Origin of the sequence: Variovorax sp. 38R (assembly GCF_014843395.1) — a bacterium.
Classification (GTDB): Bacteria; Pseudomonadota; Gammaproteobacteria; order Burkholderiales; family Burkholderiaceae_C; genus Variovorax; species Variovorax paradoxus_H.
The window spans coordinates 2,406,538-2,426,979 of the sequence record NZ_CP062121.1 but is presented as its reverse complement, the minus strand read 5'-3'; the positions used below and the strand labels follow the sequence as shown (position 1 = coordinate 2,426,979).

17 protein-coding genes are annotated in these 20,442 nt (G+C 67.3%); 3 read left to right on the top strand and 14 right to left on the bottom strand.

Annotation, left to right across the window (positions count from 1 at the left end):
* The 9 genes from IG196_RS10965 to glpD form a co-directional block, all read right to left on the bottom strand.
* The gene (locus IG196_RS10965; RefSeq protein WP_192196166.1) at positions 1 to 1,137 is read right to left on the bottom strand and encodes a beta-ketoacyl-ACP synthase III; all 1,137 of its coding nucleotides are present in this window, start codon (positions 1,135 to 1,137) and stop codon (positions 1 to 3) included.
* Positions 1,127 to 2,131, bottom strand: a complete 1,005-nt coding sequence (locus tag IG196_RS10960; RefSeq protein ID WP_225617003.1) for a dialkylrecorsinol condensing enzyme — start codon at positions 2,129 to 2,131, stop codon at positions 1,127 to 1,129. Before IG196_RS10960 ends, IG196_RS10965 begins: the two co-directional genes overlap by 11 nt.
* Before the next feature lie 176 nt (positions 2,132 to 2,307).
* Positions 2,308 to 4,038 carry an ABC transporter substrate-binding protein gene (locus IG196_RS10955; protein ID WP_101492371.1) on the bottom strand — a complete coding sequence of 577 codons (1,731 nt, stop codon included), beginning with the start codon at positions 4,036 to 4,038 and terminating at the stop codon, positions 2,308 to 2,310.
* A gap of 90 nt (positions 4,039 to 4,128) precedes the next feature.
* Positions 4,129 to 4,437 (bottom strand): DUF2160 domain-containing protein, encoded by a 309-nt coding sequence (locus IG196_RS10950; protein ID WP_192196165.1) that lies wholly within the window; start codon positions 4,435 to 4,437, stop codon positions 4,129 to 4,131.
* Between the two features lie 12 nt (positions 4,438 to 4,449).
* Positions 4,450 to 5,262, bottom strand: a complete 813-nt coding sequence (locus IG196_RS10945; protein WP_192196164.1) for a carbohydrate ABC transporter permease — start codon at positions 5,260 to 5,262, stop codon at positions 4,450 to 4,452.
* Positions 5,259 to 6,149: a carbohydrate ABC transporter permease gene (locus IG196_RS10940; RefSeq protein ID WP_062476737.1), complete on the bottom strand. Its 891-nt coding sequence runs from the start codon at positions 6,147 to 6,149 to the stop codon at positions 5,259 to 5,261. The genes IG196_RS10945 and IG196_RS10940 overlap by 4 nt, the downstream gene beginning before the upstream one ends.
* Complete coding sequence (locus tag IG196_RS10935) at positions 6,146 to 7,216, bottom strand: ABC transporter ATP-binding protein (RefSeq protein WP_192196163.1); 1,071 nt, start codon at positions 7,214 to 7,216, stop codon at positions 6,146 to 6,148. The genes IG196_RS10940 and IG196_RS10935 overlap by 4 nt, the downstream gene beginning before the upstream one ends.
* Before the next feature lie 2 nt (positions 7,217 to 7,218).
* Positions 7,219 to 8,292: an ABC transporter ATP-binding protein gene (locus IG196_RS10930; RefSeq protein WP_192196162.1), complete on the bottom strand. Its 1,074-nt coding sequence runs from the start codon at positions 8,290 to 8,292 to the stop codon at positions 7,219 to 7,221.
* Entirely contained in the window at positions 8,292 to 9,968 is a 1,677-nt protein-coding gene (gene glpD, locus IG196_RS10925; RefSeq protein WP_192196161.1) for a glycerol-3-phosphate dehydrogenase, read from the bottom strand. Before glpD ends, IG196_RS10930 begins: the two co-directional genes overlap by 1 nt.
* Positions 9,969 to 10,090: 122 nt before the next feature.
* Between glpD and IG196_RS10920 the strand changes: the two genes are divergently transcribed.
* On the top strand, positions 10,091 to 10,861 hold the full coding sequence (locus IG196_RS10920) for a DeoR/GlpR family DNA-binding transcription regulator (protein ID WP_099796344.1): 771 nt from the start codon (positions 10,091 to 10,093) through the stop codon (positions 10,859 to 10,861).
* Positions 10,862 to 10,880: 19 nt separating this feature from the next.
* Entirely contained in the window at positions 10,881 to 12,377 is a 1,497-nt protein-coding gene (gene glpK / locus IG196_RS10915) for a glycerol kinase GlpK (RefSeq protein ID WP_192196160.1), read from the top strand.
* A 12-nt stretch (positions 12,378 to 12,389) separates the two neighbouring features.
* Here the strand turns inward: glpK and IG196_RS10910 are convergent, their stop codons facing one another.
* A complete protein-coding gene (locus tag IG196_RS10910) occupies positions 12,390 to 12,854 on the bottom strand; it encodes an SH3 domain-containing protein (protein ID WP_192196159.1) in 465 nt (154 codons plus the stop codon).
* Between the two features lie 195 nt (positions 12,855 to 13,049).
* Between IG196_RS10910 and IG196_RS10905 the strand changes: the two genes are divergently transcribed.
* The gene (locus IG196_RS10905) at positions 13,050 to 14,702 is read left to right on the top strand and encodes a sulfatase-like hydrolase/transferase (protein WP_225617002.1); all 1,653 of its coding nucleotides are present in this window, start codon (positions 13,050 to 13,052) and stop codon (positions 14,700 to 14,702) included.
* A 37-nt stretch (positions 14,703 to 14,739) separates the two neighbouring features.
* On the opposite strand, the gene IG196_RS10900 is transcribed toward IG196_RS10905, so the two are convergent.
* From IG196_RS10900 to IG196_RS10885, 4 genes are all read right to left on the bottom strand, one after another.
* Positions 14,740 to 15,144 carry a 2OG-Fe(II) oxygenase gene (locus IG196_RS10900; RefSeq protein WP_192196158.1) on the bottom strand — a complete coding sequence of 135 codons (405 nt, stop codon included), beginning with the start codon at positions 15,142 to 15,144 and terminating at the stop codon, positions 14,740 to 14,742.
* Positions 15,145 to 15,311: 167 nt separating this feature from the next.
* Positions 15,312 to 16,268, bottom strand: coding sequence for an alpha-E domain-containing protein (locus IG196_RS10895; protein WP_101492361.1), 957 nt, complete (start codon positions 16,266 to 16,268; stop codon positions 15,312 to 15,314).
* An 11-nt stretch (positions 16,269 to 16,279) separates the two neighbouring features.
* The gene (locus IG196_RS10890; RefSeq protein WP_101492360.1) at positions 16,280 to 17,776 is read right to left on the bottom strand and encodes a circularly permuted type 2 ATP-grasp protein; all 1,497 of its coding nucleotides are present in this window, start codon (positions 17,774 to 17,776) and stop codon (positions 16,280 to 16,282) included.
* A gap of 98 nt (positions 17,777 to 17,874) precedes the next feature.
* Complete coding sequence (locus tag IG196_RS10885; protein ID WP_412556374.1) at positions 17,875 to 20,331, bottom strand: DNA internalization-related competence protein ComEC/Rec2; 2,457 nt, start codon at positions 20,329 to 20,331, stop codon at positions 17,875 to 17,877.
* Between the last annotated feature and the right edge of the window lie 111 nt (positions 20,332 to 20,442).

Here is a 20,442-nt window from a genome sequence, read left to right as displayed (position 1 = left end):
CTACACAGCCTCCAGGTAGATGAAGCCGCTCGAAAAGCGACCGCTTTCCGGCACGAACATCAGCAACTTCTGGCCGGGCTTGATGCGACCGGAACGGAACAGCTCGTCCAGCATGATGTACGGCGAGGCCGAGCCGGTGTTGCCCTTGGTCGCGAGGTTGCTGAACCAGCGCTCGCGCGGAATCGGCAGGCCCAGCGAGGCCAGGCTGGCGGCCACGGGCTCGACGAAATAGTGCGACGACAGGTGCGGCAGAAACCAGTCGATGTCGTCGGTCTTCAGCCCGCGGCGTTCGATGATGGCTGCGAGCGGCTCGGTCAGCGTGGCGCGCACGATGTTGTCGTTGAGCAGGCGCACGTCCTGCTTGACGGCGAAGGTCGAGTCGCGCTGCCAGTCGGCGGGCGAGGTGCGGGCCCAGCCGTCGAGGCCGCCCTGCGCGTTCTTGTCGGCACCCGCATACATGCACACCGGCAGCTCGTGCGCCGCCGACGACAGCTCGATCCATTCGACGCGCAGCGACAGCGGCCCGCGCGGCTCGCGCTCCAGCAGCACCGCGCCGGCGCCGTCGGACAGCATCCAGCGCAGGAAGTCTTTCTCGAAGGCGATCTCGGGGCGCGCTTCGAGCGCTTCGATCTTGTGTTCGAGCTCGGCCTCGAAGTTGATGCCGCGCATCACGGCCGAGGCCAGCTCGGAGCCCGTGGCGACCGCACGGCGTGCATCGCCCGCACGCACCGACAGCCACGCATGCTTGAGCGCCGCCGCGCCGGCCAGGCAGATGCCGGCGCAGGCCACCACCTCGAGCCGGGGCCAGCCGAGTTCGCCGTGCACCATCACCGCGTGGTTGGGCATGAGCTGGTCGGGCAGCGAGGTGCCGGTGGCCAGGCAGTCGACCGGGCCGATGTCGTCGCCCAGCGCGCGGATGGCCGCGGCGGTGAGCTGTGCGTTGGTCATGGCCAGCTGGCCGGTGGCGCGGTCGATGGCGTAGTGGCGCGACTGGATGCCGTTGCTGCGCAGGATGAGGCGTCGCGCACGCGACACCTTGCCGCCGATGCGACCCAGCACTTCTTCGATGTCTTCGTTGCTGACCGGAGAAAAAGGCAGGAAGGCAGCGGTGCGGGTCAGGAAAACATCAGTCGTCATAAAGAGGGAGCCGGTCCGTGGCAGAGCCCGACGGGCGCTCGAATTGAGCGGTCATTTTAGTCAGCCACCCTCGGAACAACGGCCGCAGCAGCGCTTGAAGCGTCAGGCTCACCGGCACGACGGTAACGATCAGCGCCAGCAGAAACAACACGTACAGCAGCAGCAGCGGTTTGCGCACCGCCGCGCCCGGCCCGCCGGCCGCCATGATCAGCTTGCCCCAGAGGTAGAAGCTGCGCGTGCCGGCCTTCTCGCTGACCAGCAGGCGCGCGTCGGCCCGCACCGCGCCCAGCCCGGTCAGCAAGGGCGCATCGTCCTGCTCTTTACCTGCGTGCAGCGCGTCGCGCAGGGCGCGGCCGAAGCGGCTGCAGCCGCGGATCTGCTCCTCGCTCAGGCCCGCATCGGGCATGCCCCAGAAGCCGCGCTTGCGGCCCCAGATCAGCCAGGCCGGCGTGGTGAAGAAGGTGGCCAGCGTGGGACCGGGGTCGGTCAGCACCACGTTGTCGATCAGGCGCGCGCCGGTGGCGGCGAGCAGGCCCTTGAGCTTTTCGTGGGCCAGCAGCCACATGTTGCGGCACGCAATGACCGTGACCACGGGTTTTCCCTTGAGCAGCGGCGCCGCCACGGGGTGCTGCAAGAAGGCTGCAATCGGCTGCGCGGGCGCCAGGAACCAGACCTGGTACGGCAGGATGACAAGGTCGAAGTCTTCGTCGCCCGTGAGCGCGAGCGGCGCCAGCGGGCCCGGCTTCATGTGGGCCGACTCGGGAAACGCGTCGAAGAAGGTCAGGAACGGCCAGGGCCAGGGAAAGCTCTGCAGCGGCCGCAGCGTTTCCACATGCAGTTCGATGCCCGGGTCGGCGCGCAGCGGCGCAGCGATCTGCCCGGCCACGCGGTCGAGCTGCCCGGTCTGCGAGTACTGGATCAGCAGGACGCGTTTGACACGCGCGCTCGGGGTGGCAGGAGGGCTGGCGGAGGGGCTGGAAGAACTTGGATTCACTGGCGGGGCGTGGCGGGGGCCGTCGAATGTAAGCGAAGCTTTTCAAAGGTGCATCTGCCATTGGTCATGGCGTCGCATGAATCCGACGAACCATTCGGGCAGAACGCGAAAAAGGGCCGCACCTCGCGGCACGGCCCCTGTTTGCACTTGTGATGCTGTGATGTGCGGTGCGCCGCTCAGCGCACCTTGCCGTCCTTCCAGGCGCTCAGCAGCTTGTTGTAATCGATGGTCTCGCCCTTGGGCTTTTCGTTGGCCAGCTTCTTCCACGGGGCGTTCTTGTCGCTGAGCCACTTGTTCGGGTCGCCCTTCGGGTTGAGCTTGGGCGCGCAGTGGGCCATGCCGGCGCGTTGCAGGCGGCCCATCACGTTGTCCATCTCGTCGGCCAGGTTGTCCATGGCTTTTTGCGGGGTCTTCTCGCCCGTGACGGCCTCGGCCACGTTCTTCCACCACAGCTGCGCCAGCTTCGGGTAGTCGGGCACGTTGGTGCCGGTGGGCGTCCATGCCACGCGGGCCGGGCTGCGGTAGAACTCGACCAGGCCGCCCAGCTTGGGCGCCATGTCGGTCATGGCCTTGCTCTGGATGTCCGATTCGCGGATCGGGGTCAGGCCCACGATGGTCTTCTTGAGCGAGACGCTCTTGGAGGTCACGAACTGGGCGTAGAGCCAGGCAGCAGCCGTCTTGTTGGCGTCATGGCCGTTGAAGAACGACCACGAACCCACGTCCTGGTAGCCGTTCTGCATGCCCTGCTTCCAGTACGGGCCGTTCGGGCCGGGCGCCATGCGCCACTTGGGCGTGCCGTCCTCGTTCACCACGGGCAGGCCCTTCTTGGTCATGTCGGCCGTGAAGGCCGTGTACCAGAAGATCTGCTGGGCAATCTGGCCCTGCGCGGGCACCGGGCCGGCTTCGCCGAAGGTCATGCCCATGGCTTCCTTGGGCGCGTACTTCTTCATCCAGTCGATGTACTTGGTGAGCGCGTACACGGCGGCCGGCGAGTTGGTCGCACCGCCGCGCGACACGGCCGCGCCCACGGGCGTGCACTTGTCGTCGGCCACGCGGATGCCCCACTCGTCGATCGGCATGCCGTTCGGGGTGCCGATGTCGGCGGTGCCGGCCATCGAGAGCCACGCGTCGGTGAAGCGCCAGCCCAGCGACGGGTCTTTCTTGCCGTAGTCCATGTGGCCGTAGATCGGCTTGCCGTCGATGGTCTTCACGTCGACGCTGAAGAACTCGGCGATGTCTTCGTAGGCGCTCCAGTTCAGCGGCACGCCCAGGTCGTAGCCGTACTTGGCCTTGAACTTGTCCTGCAGGTCCTTGCGCGCGAACAGGTCGGCGCGGAACCAGTACAGGTTGGCGAACTGCTGGTCGGGCAGCTGGTACAGCTTGCCGTCGGGCGCAGTGGTGAACTTGGTGCCGATGAAGTCCTTGATGTCGAGCCCGGGGTTGGTGTACTCCTTGCCCGCACCGGCCATGTAGTCGGTGAGGTTCATCATCTTGCCGTAGCGGTAGTGCGTACCGATCAGGTCGGAGTCGGAAATCCAGCCGTCGTAGATCGACTTGCCCGACTGCATCGAGGTCTGCAGCTTCTCGACCACGTCGCCTTCCTGGATCAGGTCGTGCTTCACCTTGATGCCGGTGATTTCCTCGAAGGCCTTGGCCAGCGTCTTCGATTCGTATTCATGCGTGGTGATGGTCTCCGACACCACCGAGATTTCCTTGACGCCCTTGGCCTGCAGCTTCTTGGCCGCGTCGATGAACCACTTCATCTCGGCTGCCTGCTGGTCCTTGCTCAGGGTCGACGGCTGGAACTCGCTGTCGATCCATTTCTTGGCTTCGGGCTCTGCGGCCCATGCGCCGTGCGCGGCGACCATCGCCGCCGCCATTGCCAATGCCGTGTAGCGCATCTTCATGAATATGTCTCCTCGGTTGTGCTTCCCCGGTTTTTTCATCGCGGCTCCGGGGAGGCGGAGAGCCGGACGCGTCAGCAAAATCTGTGAAACCTAGCCTTTGCGCATGACCAGGGCAAGAACCAGCATCGACAGCACGAAGCCGATCCAGATCGAGGGCTCGGCCTCCAGGCTCAGCCACTCCTGCACCTTGCCGGCCACGCCGACGAAGATCAGGTTCACGTAGGCAGCGGACAGCAGGCCGATGAACAGCCGGTCGCCGCGCGTGGTGGCAATCGGCAGCCAGCCGCGCCGCATGACAGTGGGCGACTTGATCTCCCACACGGTCATGCCGACCAGCATGAGGGCGATGCAGGTGAAGAAAACGGCCACGGGGGTGGTCCAGACCATCCAGTCGAACATGTCTTGGTCTCCTTAGACGCGGCCCATCGCAAAGCCTTTTGCGATGTAGTGACGGACAAACCAGATCACGATCGCGCCCGGCACGATGGTGAGCACACCCGCCGCGGCCAGCGTGGCCCAGTCCATGCCCGAGGCACTGACCGTGCGCGTCATCGTCGCCACGATGGGCTTGGCGTTCACGCTGGTGAGCGTGCGCGCCAGCAGCAGTTCGACCCAGCTGAACATGAAGCAGAAGAACGCCGCCACGCCCACGCCGGCCTTGATGAGCGGCAGGAAGATGGTGAGGAAGAAGCGCGGGAACGAGTAGCCGTCGATGTACGCGGTCTCGTCGATCTCACGCGGAATGCCGCTCATGAAGCCTTCGAGAATCCACACCGCCAGCGGCACGTTGAAGAGCAGGTGCGCCAGCGCCACGCCCAGGTGCGTGTCCATGAGGCCCACGGTGCTGTACAGCTGGAAGAACGGCAGCAGGAACACCGCGGGCGGCGTCATGCGGTTGGTCAGCAGCCAGAAGAACACGTGCTTGTCGCCCAGGAACGAATAGCGCGAGAACGCATAGGCCGCCGGCAACGCCACGGTGAGCGAGATCACCGTGTTGATCGCCACGTAGATCAGGCTGTTGATGTAGCCCGAGTACCACGACTCGTCGGTGAAGATGCGCGCGTAGTTGGCCCAGGTGAGCTGCTGCGGAAAGAACGAGAAGCTCGACACGATCTCCTCGTTCGTCTTGAAGCTCATGTTGATCATCCAGTAGATGGGCAACAGCGCGAACAGGATGTACAGCACCAGGAAGATGCTGCGCTTGTGGAAGCGTTTTTCGTTCATTGCTCTTTCTCCACTTCCTGTGTACCGACCCGTTGCATCCAGTTGTAGAGCACGAAGCAGAACAACAAAATGATCAGGAAATAGATCAGCGAGAACGCAGCAGCCGGCCCGAGGTCGAACTGCCCCACGGCCTTCTGCGTGAGGTATTGGCTCAGGAAGGTGGTCGCGTTGCCCGGCCCGCCGCCCGTCAGCACGAAGGGCTCGGTGTAGATCATGAAGCTGTCCATGAAGCGCAGCAGCACCGCAATCATCAGCACACCGCGCATCTTGGGCAGCTGGATGTAGCGGAACACCGCGAATTTGCTGGCGCCGTCGATGCGTGCGGCCTGGTAGTAGGCGTCGGGAATCGAGCGCAGCCCCGCATAGCAGAGCAAGGCCACCAGGGGCGTCCAGTGCCACACGTCCATCACCAGCACCGTGAGCCACGCGTCGGTCGCGCTGCCGGTGTAGTTGTATTCGATGCCCATGACCTGCAGCGCGTGGCCCAGCAGGCCGATGTCGGCGCGGCCGTAGATCTGCCAGATGGTGCCCACCACGTTCCACGGAATCAGCAGCGACAGCGCCACCACCACCAGCACCGCCGACGACTTCCAGCCCGTGGCCGGCATCGACAGCGCGAGCGCGATGCCCAGCGGAATCTCCACCAGCAGCACTGAGAGCGAGAAGCCCAGCTGGCGCCAGAGCGCCTGGTGCAGTTCGTCGTCGCGCATCACGGCAGCGAACCATTCGGTGCCGACGAACACGCGCCGGTCGGGCGAGATGATGTCCTGCACCGAGTAGTTGACGACCGTCATCAGCGGCACGATGGCCGAGAAGGCCACGCAGATGAGCACCGGCAGCACGAGCCACCACGCCTTCTGGTTGATCGGCTTGTTGGTTGGGTTCATGCCACCAGCTCCTCGTCCTTGTAGTAGCACGTATGCGTATCGAGCACCCGCAGCCACACCGTGTCGCCCACCGTCGGCGGCTGTTCGTCCGAGTGCATGCGAACCTTGACCACGCCACCGCCGACTTCCGCGCTCAACATCGCGTGCGTGCCGACGTCCTGCACCTGCTTCACCACCGCCGGCACGGCGCCGGCGGCGCCCGCATTCGACAGGCGCAGGTACTCGGGCCGGATGCCGATCTTGAGTGCGCCGGGCGGCAGTTCGCGCGTCGGCACCAGCGGCGTGCCCGCCACTTCGAGCGCGCCGTTGGCGCTGTGGGCCGACAAAAAGTTCATGCCCGGCGAGCCGATGAAATGCCCGACGAAGGTGTGGGCCGGCCGCTCGAACAGCGCCTCGGCGCTGCCCACCTGCACGGCCTTGCCGCGCGTCATGACCACCACCTCCTCGGCGAAGGTGAGCGCCTCGACCTGGTCGTGCGTCACATAGATCAGCGTGAGTTTCAGCTCGCGATGGATCTGCTTCAACTTGCGGCGCAGCTGCCACTTCAGGTGCGGATCGATCACGGTGAGCGGCTCGTCGAAGAGCACCGCCGACACATCGCTGCGCACCAGGCCGCGGCCCAGCGAGATCTTCTGCTTGGCGTCGGCCGCGAGGCCCGCCGCGCGCTGGTTGAGCTGCCCGCTCATGTCGAGCATTTCGGCGATTTCGCCGACGCGCTTCTTGATCTGGTCTTCGGGCACCTTGCGGTTGCGCAGCGGGAACGCCAGGTTCTCGGCCACGGTCATGGTGTCGTAGATCACCGGAAACTGGAACACCTGCGCGATGTTGCGTTCCTGCGGCGTGGCGCGCGTCATGTCGCGGCCGTCGAAGCTCACGCTGCCCTGCGAGGGCACGAGCAGGCCCGAGATGATGTTGAGCATGGTCGTCTTGCCGCAGCCCGAAGGGCCGAGCAAGGCATAGGCGCCGCCATCGCGGAAGCTCATCTTGAGCGGGAGCAGCGCGTAGTCGCTGTCCTGCGTGGGGTTGGCGCGGTAGGCGTGGGCCAGGTCGAGATCGATGCGTGCCATGACTAGCTTCCTTTGCGCCATGCCGGCGCGAGCGCCAGCTTTTCGCTGGCATCGAACACATAGGCCTGCGACGCGCTGAAGTACAGCGTGATCGCGGCGCCCAGCTCGAAGCGGTGCACACCGGTGAGCTGCGCCACCAGTTCGCCCACCGCCGTATCGACGTGCACGAAGGTGTCGGAGCCCGAAATCTCGGCGAGCTCCACCTTGCCGGACAAGGCGATGTCGCCCTCCCCTGCACCCACGTTCAGGGCACTCGCGCGCAGGCCGACGGTGACGGGGCCCGACACGCTTTCTGGCAGTGCCAGCGTGAGCGCGGGCCCGCCCGCGAGCTGCACGCGGCCGGCCGTGGCCGTGCCCGCCAGCAGGTTCATCGGCGGATCGCTGAAGGCGCGTGCCACGCGCAGCGACTGCGGCGCATGGAACACCTCGGCGGTCGGGCCGTACTGCAGCAGCTCGCCGGCGTCCATCACGGCCGTGTAGCCGCCGAGCAGCAGCGCTTCGCCGGGCTCGGTGGTGGCGTAGATGACGGTCGAATCGCCGGTGGCAAAGAGCTGCGTGAGTTCTTCGCGCAGACCTTCGCGCAGCTTGTAGTCGAGGTTGACCAGCGGCTCGTCGAGCAGCATGAGCGGTGCGTTCTTGGCGAGCGCGCGCGCCAGCGCCACGCGCTGCTGCTGGCCGCCCGAGAGCTCGGCCGGCAGGCGGTCGAGGAACATGCCGATGTGCAGCTTGTCGGCCAGCGCCTTCACGCGCGCCTCGATGTTCGATTCGCCGCGCAGCTTCAGCGGCGAGGCGATGTTGTCGAACACCTTGAGCGAGGGGTAGTTGATGAACTGCTGGTAGACCATCGCGACATTGCGCTCGCGCACCGGCGTGCCGGTGACGTCCTTGCCGTCCACCAGCACACGCCCGGTGCTCGGCGTGTCGAGCCCGGCCATGAGGCGCATCAGGCTGGTCTTGCCGGCCTGCGTGGCGCCGAGCAGCACGGTCACCGCGCCGCTTTTGGGCACGATGCTCTGCTCATAGAGCCAGGTGTGCGCGCCGACCTTCTTGGTGACGCGCTCCAGAGTCAGCTGCATCAGCTCACCTCCACTTCCACGGTGTCGTTGTTGTTCGTTGCGTTGGCCTGCAGCCAGATCGCCACCTGCTCGCGCTCGGCGGGCGTGTAGTGCAGGCCGAGCTTGGTGCGGCGCCAGAGCACGTCGTCCGAGCTCACGGCCCATTCGCGCGCCTGCAAAAAGCGCAGCTCGCGCTCGTACAGGCCGGGCGCGACCTCGGCGCCCATGTCGGCCAGCGCCTGCGACTCGCCGACCAGTTCGGCCACGCGCGCGCCGTAGCCGCGCGCCAGCCGCAGCGCGACCTTGGCGTCGAGCCAGGGGTACTTCGCCTGCACGGCCGTCACGAAGCGGCCGAAGTCGTCGTCGGGGCGCTTGGGCGCGCCGATCCAGGCCGACAGGTCACCGCCGGCCAGGAAGGCGCCGTCGGTCCATGCCGGGCGTTGCGCACCCGACTGGCCGAGCATCTTGCCGACCTCGTCGGCCGCATCTTCGGCCAGCTTGCGGAAGGTGGTGATCTTGCCGCCCCACACCGACAGCAGCGGCGCGGCGGTGGTGTTCGATTCGAGCAGGTAGTCACGCGTGACGGCCGAGGGGTCGCCCGAGGCGTCGTCCAGCAGCGGTCGCACGCCCGAGTAGGTCCAGACCACGTCGGCCGGCACGATGGCCTTGTCGAAATAGCGGCTGGCCTGGGTGCAGAGGTAGTCGATTTCTTCCTGCGCGATGCGCGCGCCGCCGGGGTCGTCGCCGCTGATCTCGATGTCGGTGGTGCCGATCAGCGTGAACGCGCCCTGGTAAGGAATGGCGAAGATGATCCGCTTGTCGGGGTTCTGGAAGATGTAGGCATGGTCGTGGTCGAACAGGCGCGGCACGATGATGTGGCTGCCCTTCACGAGCCGCAGGCTCTTGGTGGCCAACGCCTCGCCGCGCGCCGACTGGGCCACGCCGCGCAGGAAGGACTCGGCCCACGGGCCGGCCGCGTTCACCACGGCGCGCGCACGCACGGTGCGGTGCGCGCCATCGGGGCCTTCGAGCGTGGCGACCCAGCCGTCGGCGCCGCGTTGCGCATGGATGCAGCGCGTGCGCGTGAGCACCTCGGCGCCCTTCGAGCGCGCATCGATGGCGTTGAGCACCACCAGCCGCGCGTCGTCGACCCAGCCGTCCGAGTACACGAAGCCGCGCTTGTACTGCGCCTTGAGCGGCGCGCCGGCCGCGTGCTGGCGCAGGTCGATGCCGCGCGACGGCGGCAGCACCTCGCGCTTGGCGAGGTGGTCGTACATGAACAGGCCGATGCGGATCATCCAGGCCGGGCGCATCGACGGGTCGTGCGGCATCACGAAGCGCAGCGGCCACATGATGTGCGGCGCGCTCTTGAGCAGCACTTCGCGCTCCTGCAGCGCCTTGCGCACCAGCGAGAACTCGTAGTACTCCAGGTAGCGCAGCCCGCCGTGGATCAGCTTGGTCGAAGACGACGAGGTGTGCGAGGCCAGGTCGTCCTTCTCGCACAACACCACGCGCCAGCCCCGGCCGGCCAGGTCGCGCGCAATGCCGCACCCGTTGATGCCGCCGCCGACGATCAGCACATCGCAATCGGTGGCCGGCGCGGCCGCTGGAGAGGAGAAATCGGTCACAGGCTGGAGGTCCGTAGGTTCGTGACTTTTGTCAGCAAAGGCCGAAATTGTATTTTCGAGTTTTTTCATTTGGATTCCTTTTGGCGCGATTTTCCTCCGAGTTTTCCCTTACTAAGATTCGTTTTCTTTCGTTTTAAAGTGACGCGGCCTGTACCCTCGAGCCCAGTCTTTCCGCTTTCCACGACGTCTCTGTGAACTCCAATCCGCGCCAGATCAACCTTCTCGACACCGTGCGCGCGCGCGGCTCCGTCACCGTCGAACAGCTCGCCGACATGCTGGGCGTGACGCTGCAGACCGTGCGCCGCGACGTGCAGCGGCTGGCCGACGCGGGCTTGCTGACGCGCTTCCACGGCGGCGTGCGGGTGCCGAGTTCGACCACCGAGAACATCGGCTACCAGCAGCGCGAAACGCTCAACGCCGACGGCAAAGCGCGCATCGCGCGCCGCGTGGCCGAGCTGGTGCCCAACGACTGCTCGCTGATCCTCAACATCGGCACCACCACCGAGGCCATCGCCAAGGCGCTGATGCGTCACACGGGCCTGCGCGTGATCACCAACAACCTGAACGTGGCGACCATCCTGAGCGGCAACACGGCCTGCGAGGTGATCGTGGCCGGCGGCTCGGTGCGCCCGCGCGACCGCGCCGTGGTGGGCGAGGCCACCATCGACTTCATCCGCCAGTTCAAGGTCGACATCGCGCTCATCGGCGTGTCGAGCATCGAGGTCGACGGCTCGCTGCGCGACTTCGACCTGCGCGAGGTGAAGGTCGCGCAGACCATCATTGCCCAGGCGCGCGAGGTGTGGCTGGCGGCCGATGCGAGCAAGTTCAACCGGCCGGCCATGATCGAGCTGGGCACGCTCTCGCAGATCGACCGCCTGTTCACCGACGCCGCACCGCCGCCGCCGTTTCCCGACCTGCTGCATGCCGCGCAGGTGCGGTTGGAAATCGCGCGCGACATCTGACCCCAGAAACATCCACCGAATGACCACCTACCTGCTCGCCCTCGACCAGGGCACCTCCAGCTCGCGCAGCATCGTGTTCGACCGCGAAGGCCGCATCGTCGCCATCGCGCAGAAGGAACTCACGCAGATCTATCCGCAGCCGGGCTGGGTCGAGCACGACCCGATGGAAATCTGGCGCAGCCAGCTCGCCACCGCGCGCGAGGTGCTGGCCAAGGCCAAGCTGCAGCCCACCGACATCCACGCCATCGGCATCACCAACCAGCGCGAAACCACCGTGCTGTGGAACCGCGCCACCGGCCAGCCGGTGCACCACGCCATCGTCTGGCAGGACCGCCGCGCCGAGCCGCTGTGCGCGCAGCTGCGCGACGAAGGCATGACGGACACCATCCGCGAGAAGACCGGCCTCGTGATCGATGCGTACTTTTCGGGCACCAAGCTGCGCTGGCTGCTGGACAACGTGCCCGGCGCGCGCGCCCAGGCCGAACGTGGCGAGCTGGCCTTCGGCACGGTCGACAGCTGGCTCATGTGGCAGCTCACCGGCGGCAAGGTGCACGTGACCGACGTGAGCAATGCCTCGCGCACGATGCTGTTCAACGTGCACACCAACGAATGGGACGCCGACCTGCTCGCCGCACTGAAGATCCCCGCCGCGCTGCTGCCGAAGGTGCAGCCGTCGAGCTCGCACTTTGCCGACACCGATGCCGCGCTGCTCGGCCACACGCTGCCCATCGGCGGCGTGGCCGGCGACCAGCAGAGCGCCCTCTTCGGCCAGGCCTGCTTCGAGGCCGGCATGGCCAAGAACACCTACGGCACCGGCTGCTTCCTGCTGATGCACACGGGCGCGGCCTTCCAGCCCTCACAGAACGGCCTGCTCGTGACCAGCGCCGCGCAGGTCGATTCGACGCCGCAGTACGCGATGGAAGGCAGCGTGTTCGTCGGCGGTGCGGTGGTGCAGTGGCTGCGCGACGGCCTCAAGGCCATCAAGGGCAGCGCCGAGGTGCAATCGCTCGCCGAGAGCGTGCCCGATGCAGGCGGCGTGATGATGGTGCCAGCCTTCACCGGCCTGGGCGCGCCCTACTGGGACGCGGACGCGCGCGGCACGATCACCGGACTCACGCGCGGCACCACGGTCGCGCACATCGCGCGCGCCGCGCTCGAAAGCATCGCGTACCAAAGTGCCGCACTGCTGCAGGCCATGAGCCGCGATGCGGTGGCTGCAGGCGGCAAGCCCGTGGCCGAGCTGCGCGTGGACGGCGGCGCGAGCGTGAACGATTTGCTGATGCAGTTCCAGGCCGACCTACTGGGCATTCCGGTGGTGCGGCCCGAAGTGATCGAGACCACCGCGCTGGGCGCGGCCTACCTTGCGGGGCTGTCGACGGGCGTCTACACCGACGCGCGCCAGCTCTCGAAGCTGTGGAAGATCGAGCGCCGCTTCATGCCCACCATGGGCCGCGCGCAAGCCGAGGAATCGATGGCGCGCTGGGAGCGCGCAGTGCGCCAGGCCACCGCGACCTGAGCGCCTTCGATCTCACCAACCCCAGAGGGAGCGCTTCAGCACCCAGCCGGTGGTGCCGCCTTCGTGGCGCACCTTCACCCAGTCGCCGCGGCGCTCGAGAGTGCGCAGCACGTCGCCGTACACGGCCCGCTTCACGACCGGGCTGCGCGCGCCGGGTGCGCGGCGCAACTGCGCCGTCTTCGCCTTCACGACGTGGTGCGGCGTCTTGTTCGTCATCGAACGGAAGACCCAGGCCTTGTCGTTCTCGAAGTCGGTGACGCGCAGCCAGTCGCCCTTGCGACCGATCACGCGCAGCGGATAACCCCGGCTCACCGTCCAGTGCGCCTCGGCGCGCTGGCTCGGGCCGGTGCGCATGTTCAGCGTCTTGACCGCGACACTGACCATCTGCGGCTGCGCGGCAAAGGCGGACGGCAACACCATCCACGAAAAGAAGAATGCGAGCAGGAGCGCGGGCAGTCGGCGGCTGAATCGGGCCATGGGGCGAGGGTTCCTTTCAAGAGACACGGGTCCGGCAAACGCCGGGCGAAGCCCCTCTGGGACGCTGGGCGTGAATAAGTTCCGCGGGGATATCCCTGAGGCGTCACTCAAAGACCCCGCAAGGGTCAGGACACTGAAGGTGCAGCGACAGGGTGCGGGGCAGAATTCGCCCGCCTTCGACTCCCCCACCCGCGCTTGACACACCCACCTACAGACGCCCCGCGTCACACCGCCAGCGCCCTGCTGGCCTGCGGCGTGGTCGGCGCCACGCTGCTGGCGCTCATCGCCCTGGGCCACGACGGCCGCCGCATCGCCCAGCTCGCGGTGCTCGCCGCCCCGCCCGTGCTCTGGCTGCTGTGGCCGCTGCACAGCGCGCGCCTGCGGCGCTGGCGCACAGCGCTCGTGTGGCTCTGGGTCATGGGCTTCGGGCTCGACGCCGTGGTGCGCGCTTATCTGCTCGACACCTACCAGGCCGCACCCGACAGCGCCATGGTGCTGGGCGCGGCCGCCAACACCAACGCACGCGAAAGCGTCGAGTACCTCCGCATGCACTGGCGCTCCGCCGTCGTCTGGTCGGCCGCGCTCGCGGCGGCGGGCGTGGTGGCGGGACTGTTCGCGCGGCGCGGCGCCACGGCGCCGCGCGCGCGTCGGCCGTTCTGGGCGCGCTCGCTGCTGCTCCTGATCCTGCTCGCGGCTTGCGTCGCCTATGTGAGCAAGCCCTGGCGGCGGCTGCACCCGGTCGTCTTCTGGACCCAGTGGTCGCAGTCGCTGCACGACCAGCGCGCCGCCTGGGCCGACCAGGAAAAAACCCGCGATGCACAGATGGCCCAGGCCCGGCAGATCGCCCCGGTGTTCTCGCGCGAGGGGCCGTCGACAGTCGTGCTCGTCATCACCGACAGCATCAACCGCGACAACATGGGGCTGTACGGCTACGGCCGCCCGACCACGCCGCGCCTGCAGGCGCACAAGGCACAGGAAGGCGACCGCATGGCCGTGCTGCAGAACGCGTGGTCAGTAGACGCAAGCACCCTGCCCGCGCTGCGCAACATGTTCCATTTCGGCCAGCCCGCCAACGGAAACAACGGGAACGGCGAGACTCCGCCCCATCTGCTCGCCCTGGCGCGCGCCGCCGGCTACAAGGTCTGGTGGATCAGCAACCACGACGACCTGGCCATCGAACAGGAGCACGCGCGCTATGCCGACGTGGTCGACATGGTGAACCGCACGCCGGGCCGCGCCAGCGCCTCGCTCGACGGCGAGATCCTCGACTGCGTGCAGGAAGCCTTTGCCGACACGAGCACCGATCGCAAGCTCATCGTCGTCCACCTGATGGGCGCGCACCCGCACTACAGCCTGCGCTTTCCCGAGAACGCCAACCCCTTCGACGACAACGTCGATGCCGTCGAAAACGGCCTCGTGAAGGACGGCCGATCGGCCTGGGTGCGTCACTTCCGCCAGGAGTACGACGCCGCGCTGCTGTACCACGACTTCGTGGTGTCGGAGTTGCTGCAGCAGACCCGCAGCACCGGCAAGCCGGACGACTACCGCGCCTGGATGTACCTGTCCGACCACGGCCAGGAAGTCGGCCACGGCAGCGACCGCGCCGGCCACAGCCCCGCGACTGCCTCGGGCTACCGCATCCCGGCGATCGTCTGGCGCAACCGCGAGGCATTGCCCACCGGCGTCGCGGCGCAGCAGCCCTTTCGCGCGGACTGGGCGGGTTGGAGCCTGATGGACCTGCTGGGCATTCGCTGGGGCGGGCAGAAGGCCGAGCGCAATGTGCTGGGTGACAGCTACCAGTGGCAGGCGCCGGAGATTCCGGTGGTGGTGGAGTCGTTCTCCCGCTAGGACGCCGAGGCAGCCGACAGCCTGCGGTGCAGCGCGCTCAAACGGCGTTGCCGTACATCACATCGGAGCGCAGCACGTACTTGGTTCCGGACTCGATGGCGGCGCCTTCATGCCACGTGTCGTGGATGAACAGCAGGGCCGCGCCGGCTTCCGGCTTGACGCGGAATTCGCGGAAGTCGGTGTCGCCCCCCGTGAAGCCGTCGTTCAGGTAGACCAGCAGCGTGAGCTGGCTCGTCAGCCCGTCTTCATGCCACGGTCCATCCTTGTGCATCTTGAAGCGCTGGCCGGGCGAATATTTGTAGAAGCGCAATTCCTTCGGCAGGCCCTGGGGCACCTGCCCGGCGACCTCGGGCAATGCGACCTGCCCCAACCGCGCCCACAGCAGTTCGACCCAATCCGGCGAGGGCAGCATCGCGCGTTCGTTGTTGCGAATGGCAGGCATGGCCTTCGGTCCGTCCGCGGTGCGAACGCCGGCCGAGGCGAAACCTTCGCGCTCGGCCAGAGAGATCAGCTGCTCGCATTCCTCAGGCTCAAGAAAGCCCTCGATGGAAAAGGCCCGTGGCGAATGGGTCGTCACCCGCATCGGCACAGGCGTCGCGATCCGTTCGCTCAGTGCGCCGGCACCAGGAAGTCCTGGCTGATCCGCCCGCCCAGCTCGTTCACCCGGTCGAGGAACTGCGTGAGGTAGGCATGCAGGCCGGTCGCCAGGATCTCGTCGACCCGTGCGTACTGCAGGTCGGCCAGCAGCTTGCCGGCGCGGCGTTGGGTTTCGGCGCTCTGCTCGTTCTGCACCTTCGCGAGGTTGCTGACCACCTCGACCAGGCTCGCGTGCAGCGAGCGCGGCATGTCGGCGCGAAGAATGAGCAGCTCGGCCACGCGCTCGGGCTTGATCACGTCGCGGTAGACCTTGCGGTACACCTCGAAGGCCGAGACGCTGCGCAAGATGGCGCTCCAGTGATAGAAGTCGTACTCCTGGTCTTCCTCGGTGGCGGCACCGAAGAATTCGCTGTTGAGCGCGTGGAACTTCACGTCGACCAGACGCGCGGTGTTGTCGGCACGCTCCAAAAAGGTGCCTAGGCGCGAGAAGTAGAACGCCTCATCCTGGAGCATGGTGCCCAGCGTGACGCCGCGCGACAGGTGCGAGCGGAACTTGACCCACTCGAAGAACTGCCCCGGGTCGCGCTCGAAATCGCCGGCGCGCAGCATGCGGTTCACTTCGAGCCAGGTGGTGTTCTGCGTTTCCCAGGCCTCGGTGGTGAGCGCGCCGCGCACGGCACGGGCGTTCTCGCGGGCGGCCTTCAGGCAGGAGACGATCGACGACGGATTGCTCTCGTCCTTGACCATGAACTCCATGACCTCATTCGGCGCGATGTGGTCGTACTTGTCGTTGTACAGCGGCAGCAGCTCGCTGATGGACAGCACGCCCTGCCAGCCGTACTTGGCGACCTCGGCCGACTGCGGCAGCAGCGAGGTCTGGTAGTTGACGTCGAGCATGCGCGCCGTGTTCTCGGCGCGCTCGGTGTAGCGCGACATCCAGTAGAGGTGGTCTGCGGTGCGGGACAGCATCGTTTGTGCTCCTACTGCGATTGGCTTTGCGACTGCGTGGCCGCCTTCGGCTTGGCCGTGCGGTCCGCTTCGAGAATCCAGGTGTCCTTGGTGCCGCCGCCCTGCGACGAGTTGACCACCAGCGACCCTTCCTTGAGCGCCACGCGCGTGAGGCCGCCGGGCACCATCTGCACTTCGCTGCCCGAGAGCACGAAGGGGCGCAGGTCGATGTGGCGCGGCGCGATGCCGGCGTCGACGAAGGTCGGCGAGGTCGACAGGCTCAGCGTGGGCTGGGCGATGTAGCCGTCGGGCTTGGCGATGACGGCCTTCTTGAAGTCTTCGATCTCGGCCTGCGTGGCGGCCGGGCCGATGAGCATGCCGTAGCCGCCGGCGCCGTGCACCTCCTTGACGACCAGGTCCTTCATGTTGTCGAGCGTGTACTGCAGCTCGTCTTTGTTCCGGCACATGTAGGTCGGCACGTTCTTCAGGATCGGCTTCTCGCCGAGGTAGAACTCGATCATCTTCGGCACGTACGGGTAGATCGACTTGTCGTCGGCCACGCCGGTGCCCACGGCATTGCAGATGACGACATTGCCCGCGCGGTAGGCGCGCATGAGGCCGGCCGTGCCGAGCGTCGAGGTCGGGCGGAACACGTCGGGGTCGAGGAAGTCGTCGTCGACGCGGCGGTAGATCACGTCGACTCGCAGCGGGCCGCGCGTGGTGCGCATGTAGACGAAGTCGTCCTTCACGAACAGGTCTTGGCCTTCGACCAGTTCCACGCCCATCTGCTGGGCCAGGAAGGCGTGCTCGAAGTAGGCGCTGTTGTACATGCCGGGCGTGAGCACCACCACCGTGGGCTCGGCCGTGGCCGGCGGTGCGCTGGCGCGCAACGTTTCGAGCAGCAGGTCGGGGTAATGGGCGACCGGCGCGATGCGGTTCTGATTAAAGAGCTCGGGGAAGAGCCGCATCATCATCTTGCGATTTTCGAGCATGTAGCTCACGCCGCTGGGCACGCGCAGGTTGTCTTCGAGCACGTAGTACTCGCCGTTGCCCTGGGCATCGGGGGCTCGCACGATGTCGATGCCCGAGATGTTCGAGTAGACGTTGTGCGGCACGTTCACGCCCATCATCTCGGGGCGGAACTGGGCGTTGTTCAGGATCTGCTCGGCCGGAATGATGCCGGCCTTGATGATGTCCTGGTCGTGGTAGACGTCGTACAGGAAGCGGTTGAGCGCCGTGACACGTTGCACCAGCCCCTTTTCCATGCTCTCCCACTCGTGGGAGGGAATGATCCGGGGCAGCAGGTCGAACGGGATCAACCGCTCGGTGCCGGAGCCGTCCTCGTCCTTGGCGCCATACACCGCGAAGGTGATGCCGACCCGGCGGAAAATCATTTCCGCCTCTTCACGCCGCGATCGCATCACCTCACCAGGTTGCTTCGCAAGCCATTGGTCGTAGCGTTTGTAGTGTTGCCGGATTGCAGCGCCCGCATAGGGGAGCTGCTCATACATCTCGTCGAATTTGTGCATGGAACGACCAATCTCCTTGAGCCATAGCTTAGCAAGTTCAAGGCCAGTAGAAGCCCTAGGTTTGAACGCGATGCGAGGGCATTTGGCGTTTCGGTCCTTCAGGGCATCCGGTGGCGCCAGTAGCGCAGATCATGCGCGCGTTCACACTTCACCTCGGCCGGCCGCGGGCTCGCCCAATAAGCGGCGCCGCAGCGCGGGCTGTCGATCACCTGCACGCCGCGCTCTACGTAGCGCGCCACCACCTCGGGCGCGGGGTGACCGAAACGGCTGCGGTAGCCGGCCTGGACCAGCGCGATGCGCGGTTGGACCGCGTCAAGGAAGGCCTCGCTCGACGACGTCTTGCTGCCATGGTGCGGCACCAGCAGCACGTCGGCCTGCAGCCCGGGCGTTCGTGAGACCAGCGCGGCTTCCTGCAGCCGTTCGATGTCGCCGGCCAACAACGCCGTGGCGCGACCGTTGCCGATGCGCAGCACGCACGACACGGCATTGGGCCGCGTGAAGCTGCGGTAGTCGCTGTCATAGGGAAACAGCACCTCGAAATCCACACCGTCCCAGGTCCAGCGCTGACCGGCCTCGCAGCGGCGCGCGGGGCGCAGCGCCTGCAGCGGATGTCCGGCCTCGATGGAACTCAGCAGCGCGGCCTGCGGCTGCATGGCGAGCACGGCGGCCGCGCCGCCCGTGTGGTCGATGTCGCGGTGGCTCAGCAGCAGCAGGTCGAGCCGCTCGCCGCGCGCGCGCAGCAGCGGCACGAGCACGCGGTGGCCGGCATCGCTGTCGAGCCCGTAGCGTGGCCCCGTGTCGTACAGCAGGCTGTGCGTGGCGGTGCGCACGAGGACCGCATTGCCCTGCCCGATGTCGGCGGCGAGCAGGTCGAACTCGCCCATGGCAGGTCGCACCGGCTGCCACAGCAGCACCGGCAGCAGCAGCGGCAGGCCGAGGGCGCGCATTGACCACGGCAGGCGCATCGCCAGCAGCACGCCACCGGCCACGCCGCCCGCGGCCAGCCACGGCGGCGGCGCGGCCATCGACAGCGTGGCGAACGGCAAGCCCGCGAACGCTTGCAGCAACAGGGCGAACAGCTTCACGGCGCCGGCCGCCACGTCCCACAGCGGCGGCACCGCCACACCGAGCATCGCCAGCGGCGTGATCACCAGCGTCACCCACGGGATCGCGATCGCATTGGCCACGAGCCCGACCGCCGACACCTGCTGGAACAGCAGCAGGCTCAGCGGCGCGAGCGCCAGCGTGATGGTCCATTGCTCGCGGAAGAAGCGGCGCAGCCGCGTGAGCGCCCCCACCCTGCCCTCGCCCGGCACGGCCGTCGCCGAGGCGAACAGCACCGCCACCGCCACGAAGCTGAGCCAGAAGCCGGCCTGCAGCAGCGCCCACGGATCGGCGGCCACCACGACCGCCGCCGTCAGCAACCAGACATGCGGCCATGGCCAGCGCCGGCCGGTGAGGCGCAGCAGCGCCACGGCCGCGAGCATCCAGACTGTGCGCTGCGAGGGCACGCCCCATCCGCTGAAGAGCGCATAGAGCGCGGCCAGCAGCACACCACCCGCGAGCGCGGCCTGTTGCGCGGGCAGCCACAGCATGAGCCGACTGCTGCGCCGCCAGAGCGCGCCCACGACGTGCGCCGCGAACCAAGCGAACAAGGTGATGTGCAGGCCCGAGATCGACATCAGGTGCGCCACGCCAGTGGCGCGGAATACGTCCCAGTCGGCACGGTCGATGGCGCCCTGGTCGCCCGTGACCAGCGCGGCGATCACGCCGGCCTGTCGCCGGTCGTCCACGCGGGCGAAGACCGCATCGCGCACGGCCTCGCGTGCCCGTTCGATGGGGTGCAGCCAGGTGACGCCCAGCAAACGCGGCGCGAGGTCGCGAGCCCCAACGCGCACATGGCCCTGAGCATGCACGCCCTGCTCCCACGCCCACAGCTCGCTGTCGAAACCATGCGGATTGAGGTTGCCGTGCGGCGCGCGCAGGCGCACGGTCAGCTCCCAGCGCTGGCCGGCGTGCACCTCGCCCACGCTGCGCGCCGTGGACGCGCGCCGCTCGACGGGCTGCTCCCACACGCCGCGGTGTTCGCCGTACCAGGCGAGCGCGATGCGCGACGGCACCCTCGGCGGCGCATCGCCGCGGGAAGCCTCGGCCCATTGCGCCGTCTCCACATCGAAACGGAAGCGTGTTCCGATCTCGCTGTGCTGCGGCATCTGCGAGACCACGCCCGTGAGGCGCAGGTCGCGCCCTTCGAGCTGCGGGCTCAGCGCGCCATTCGCATAGGCCGTGGCGCGCCATCCGGCCAGCCCCGCGCCGGTCATCGCGCCGCAGACCAGCGACAGCATCAGCACGATCAGCCGAGGCCCACCCCACCGCCACAACAGCCATCCGCCGCCGAGCCCCACGAGCAGCAACGCGACGTAAACGCCGGCCTCCCACAGCAGCGGCTGGCGCAGCTGCAAGGCCGCGCCGAGCAGCGTGCCGCCGAGCGCAACAAAGGCCCCCGACCCACCCGCCACCGCGCCGGACGCACGCCGCGACCGACCCTCAGACACCTCTGAAACCATGATGCAAACCCTCCCCCAATCCACGCTCGATGGCGCGTTAATTGCTTGGCAACTGGGCTAGTATGCGTCTCACCAGAGACATCTTTTCGATGCAACCTC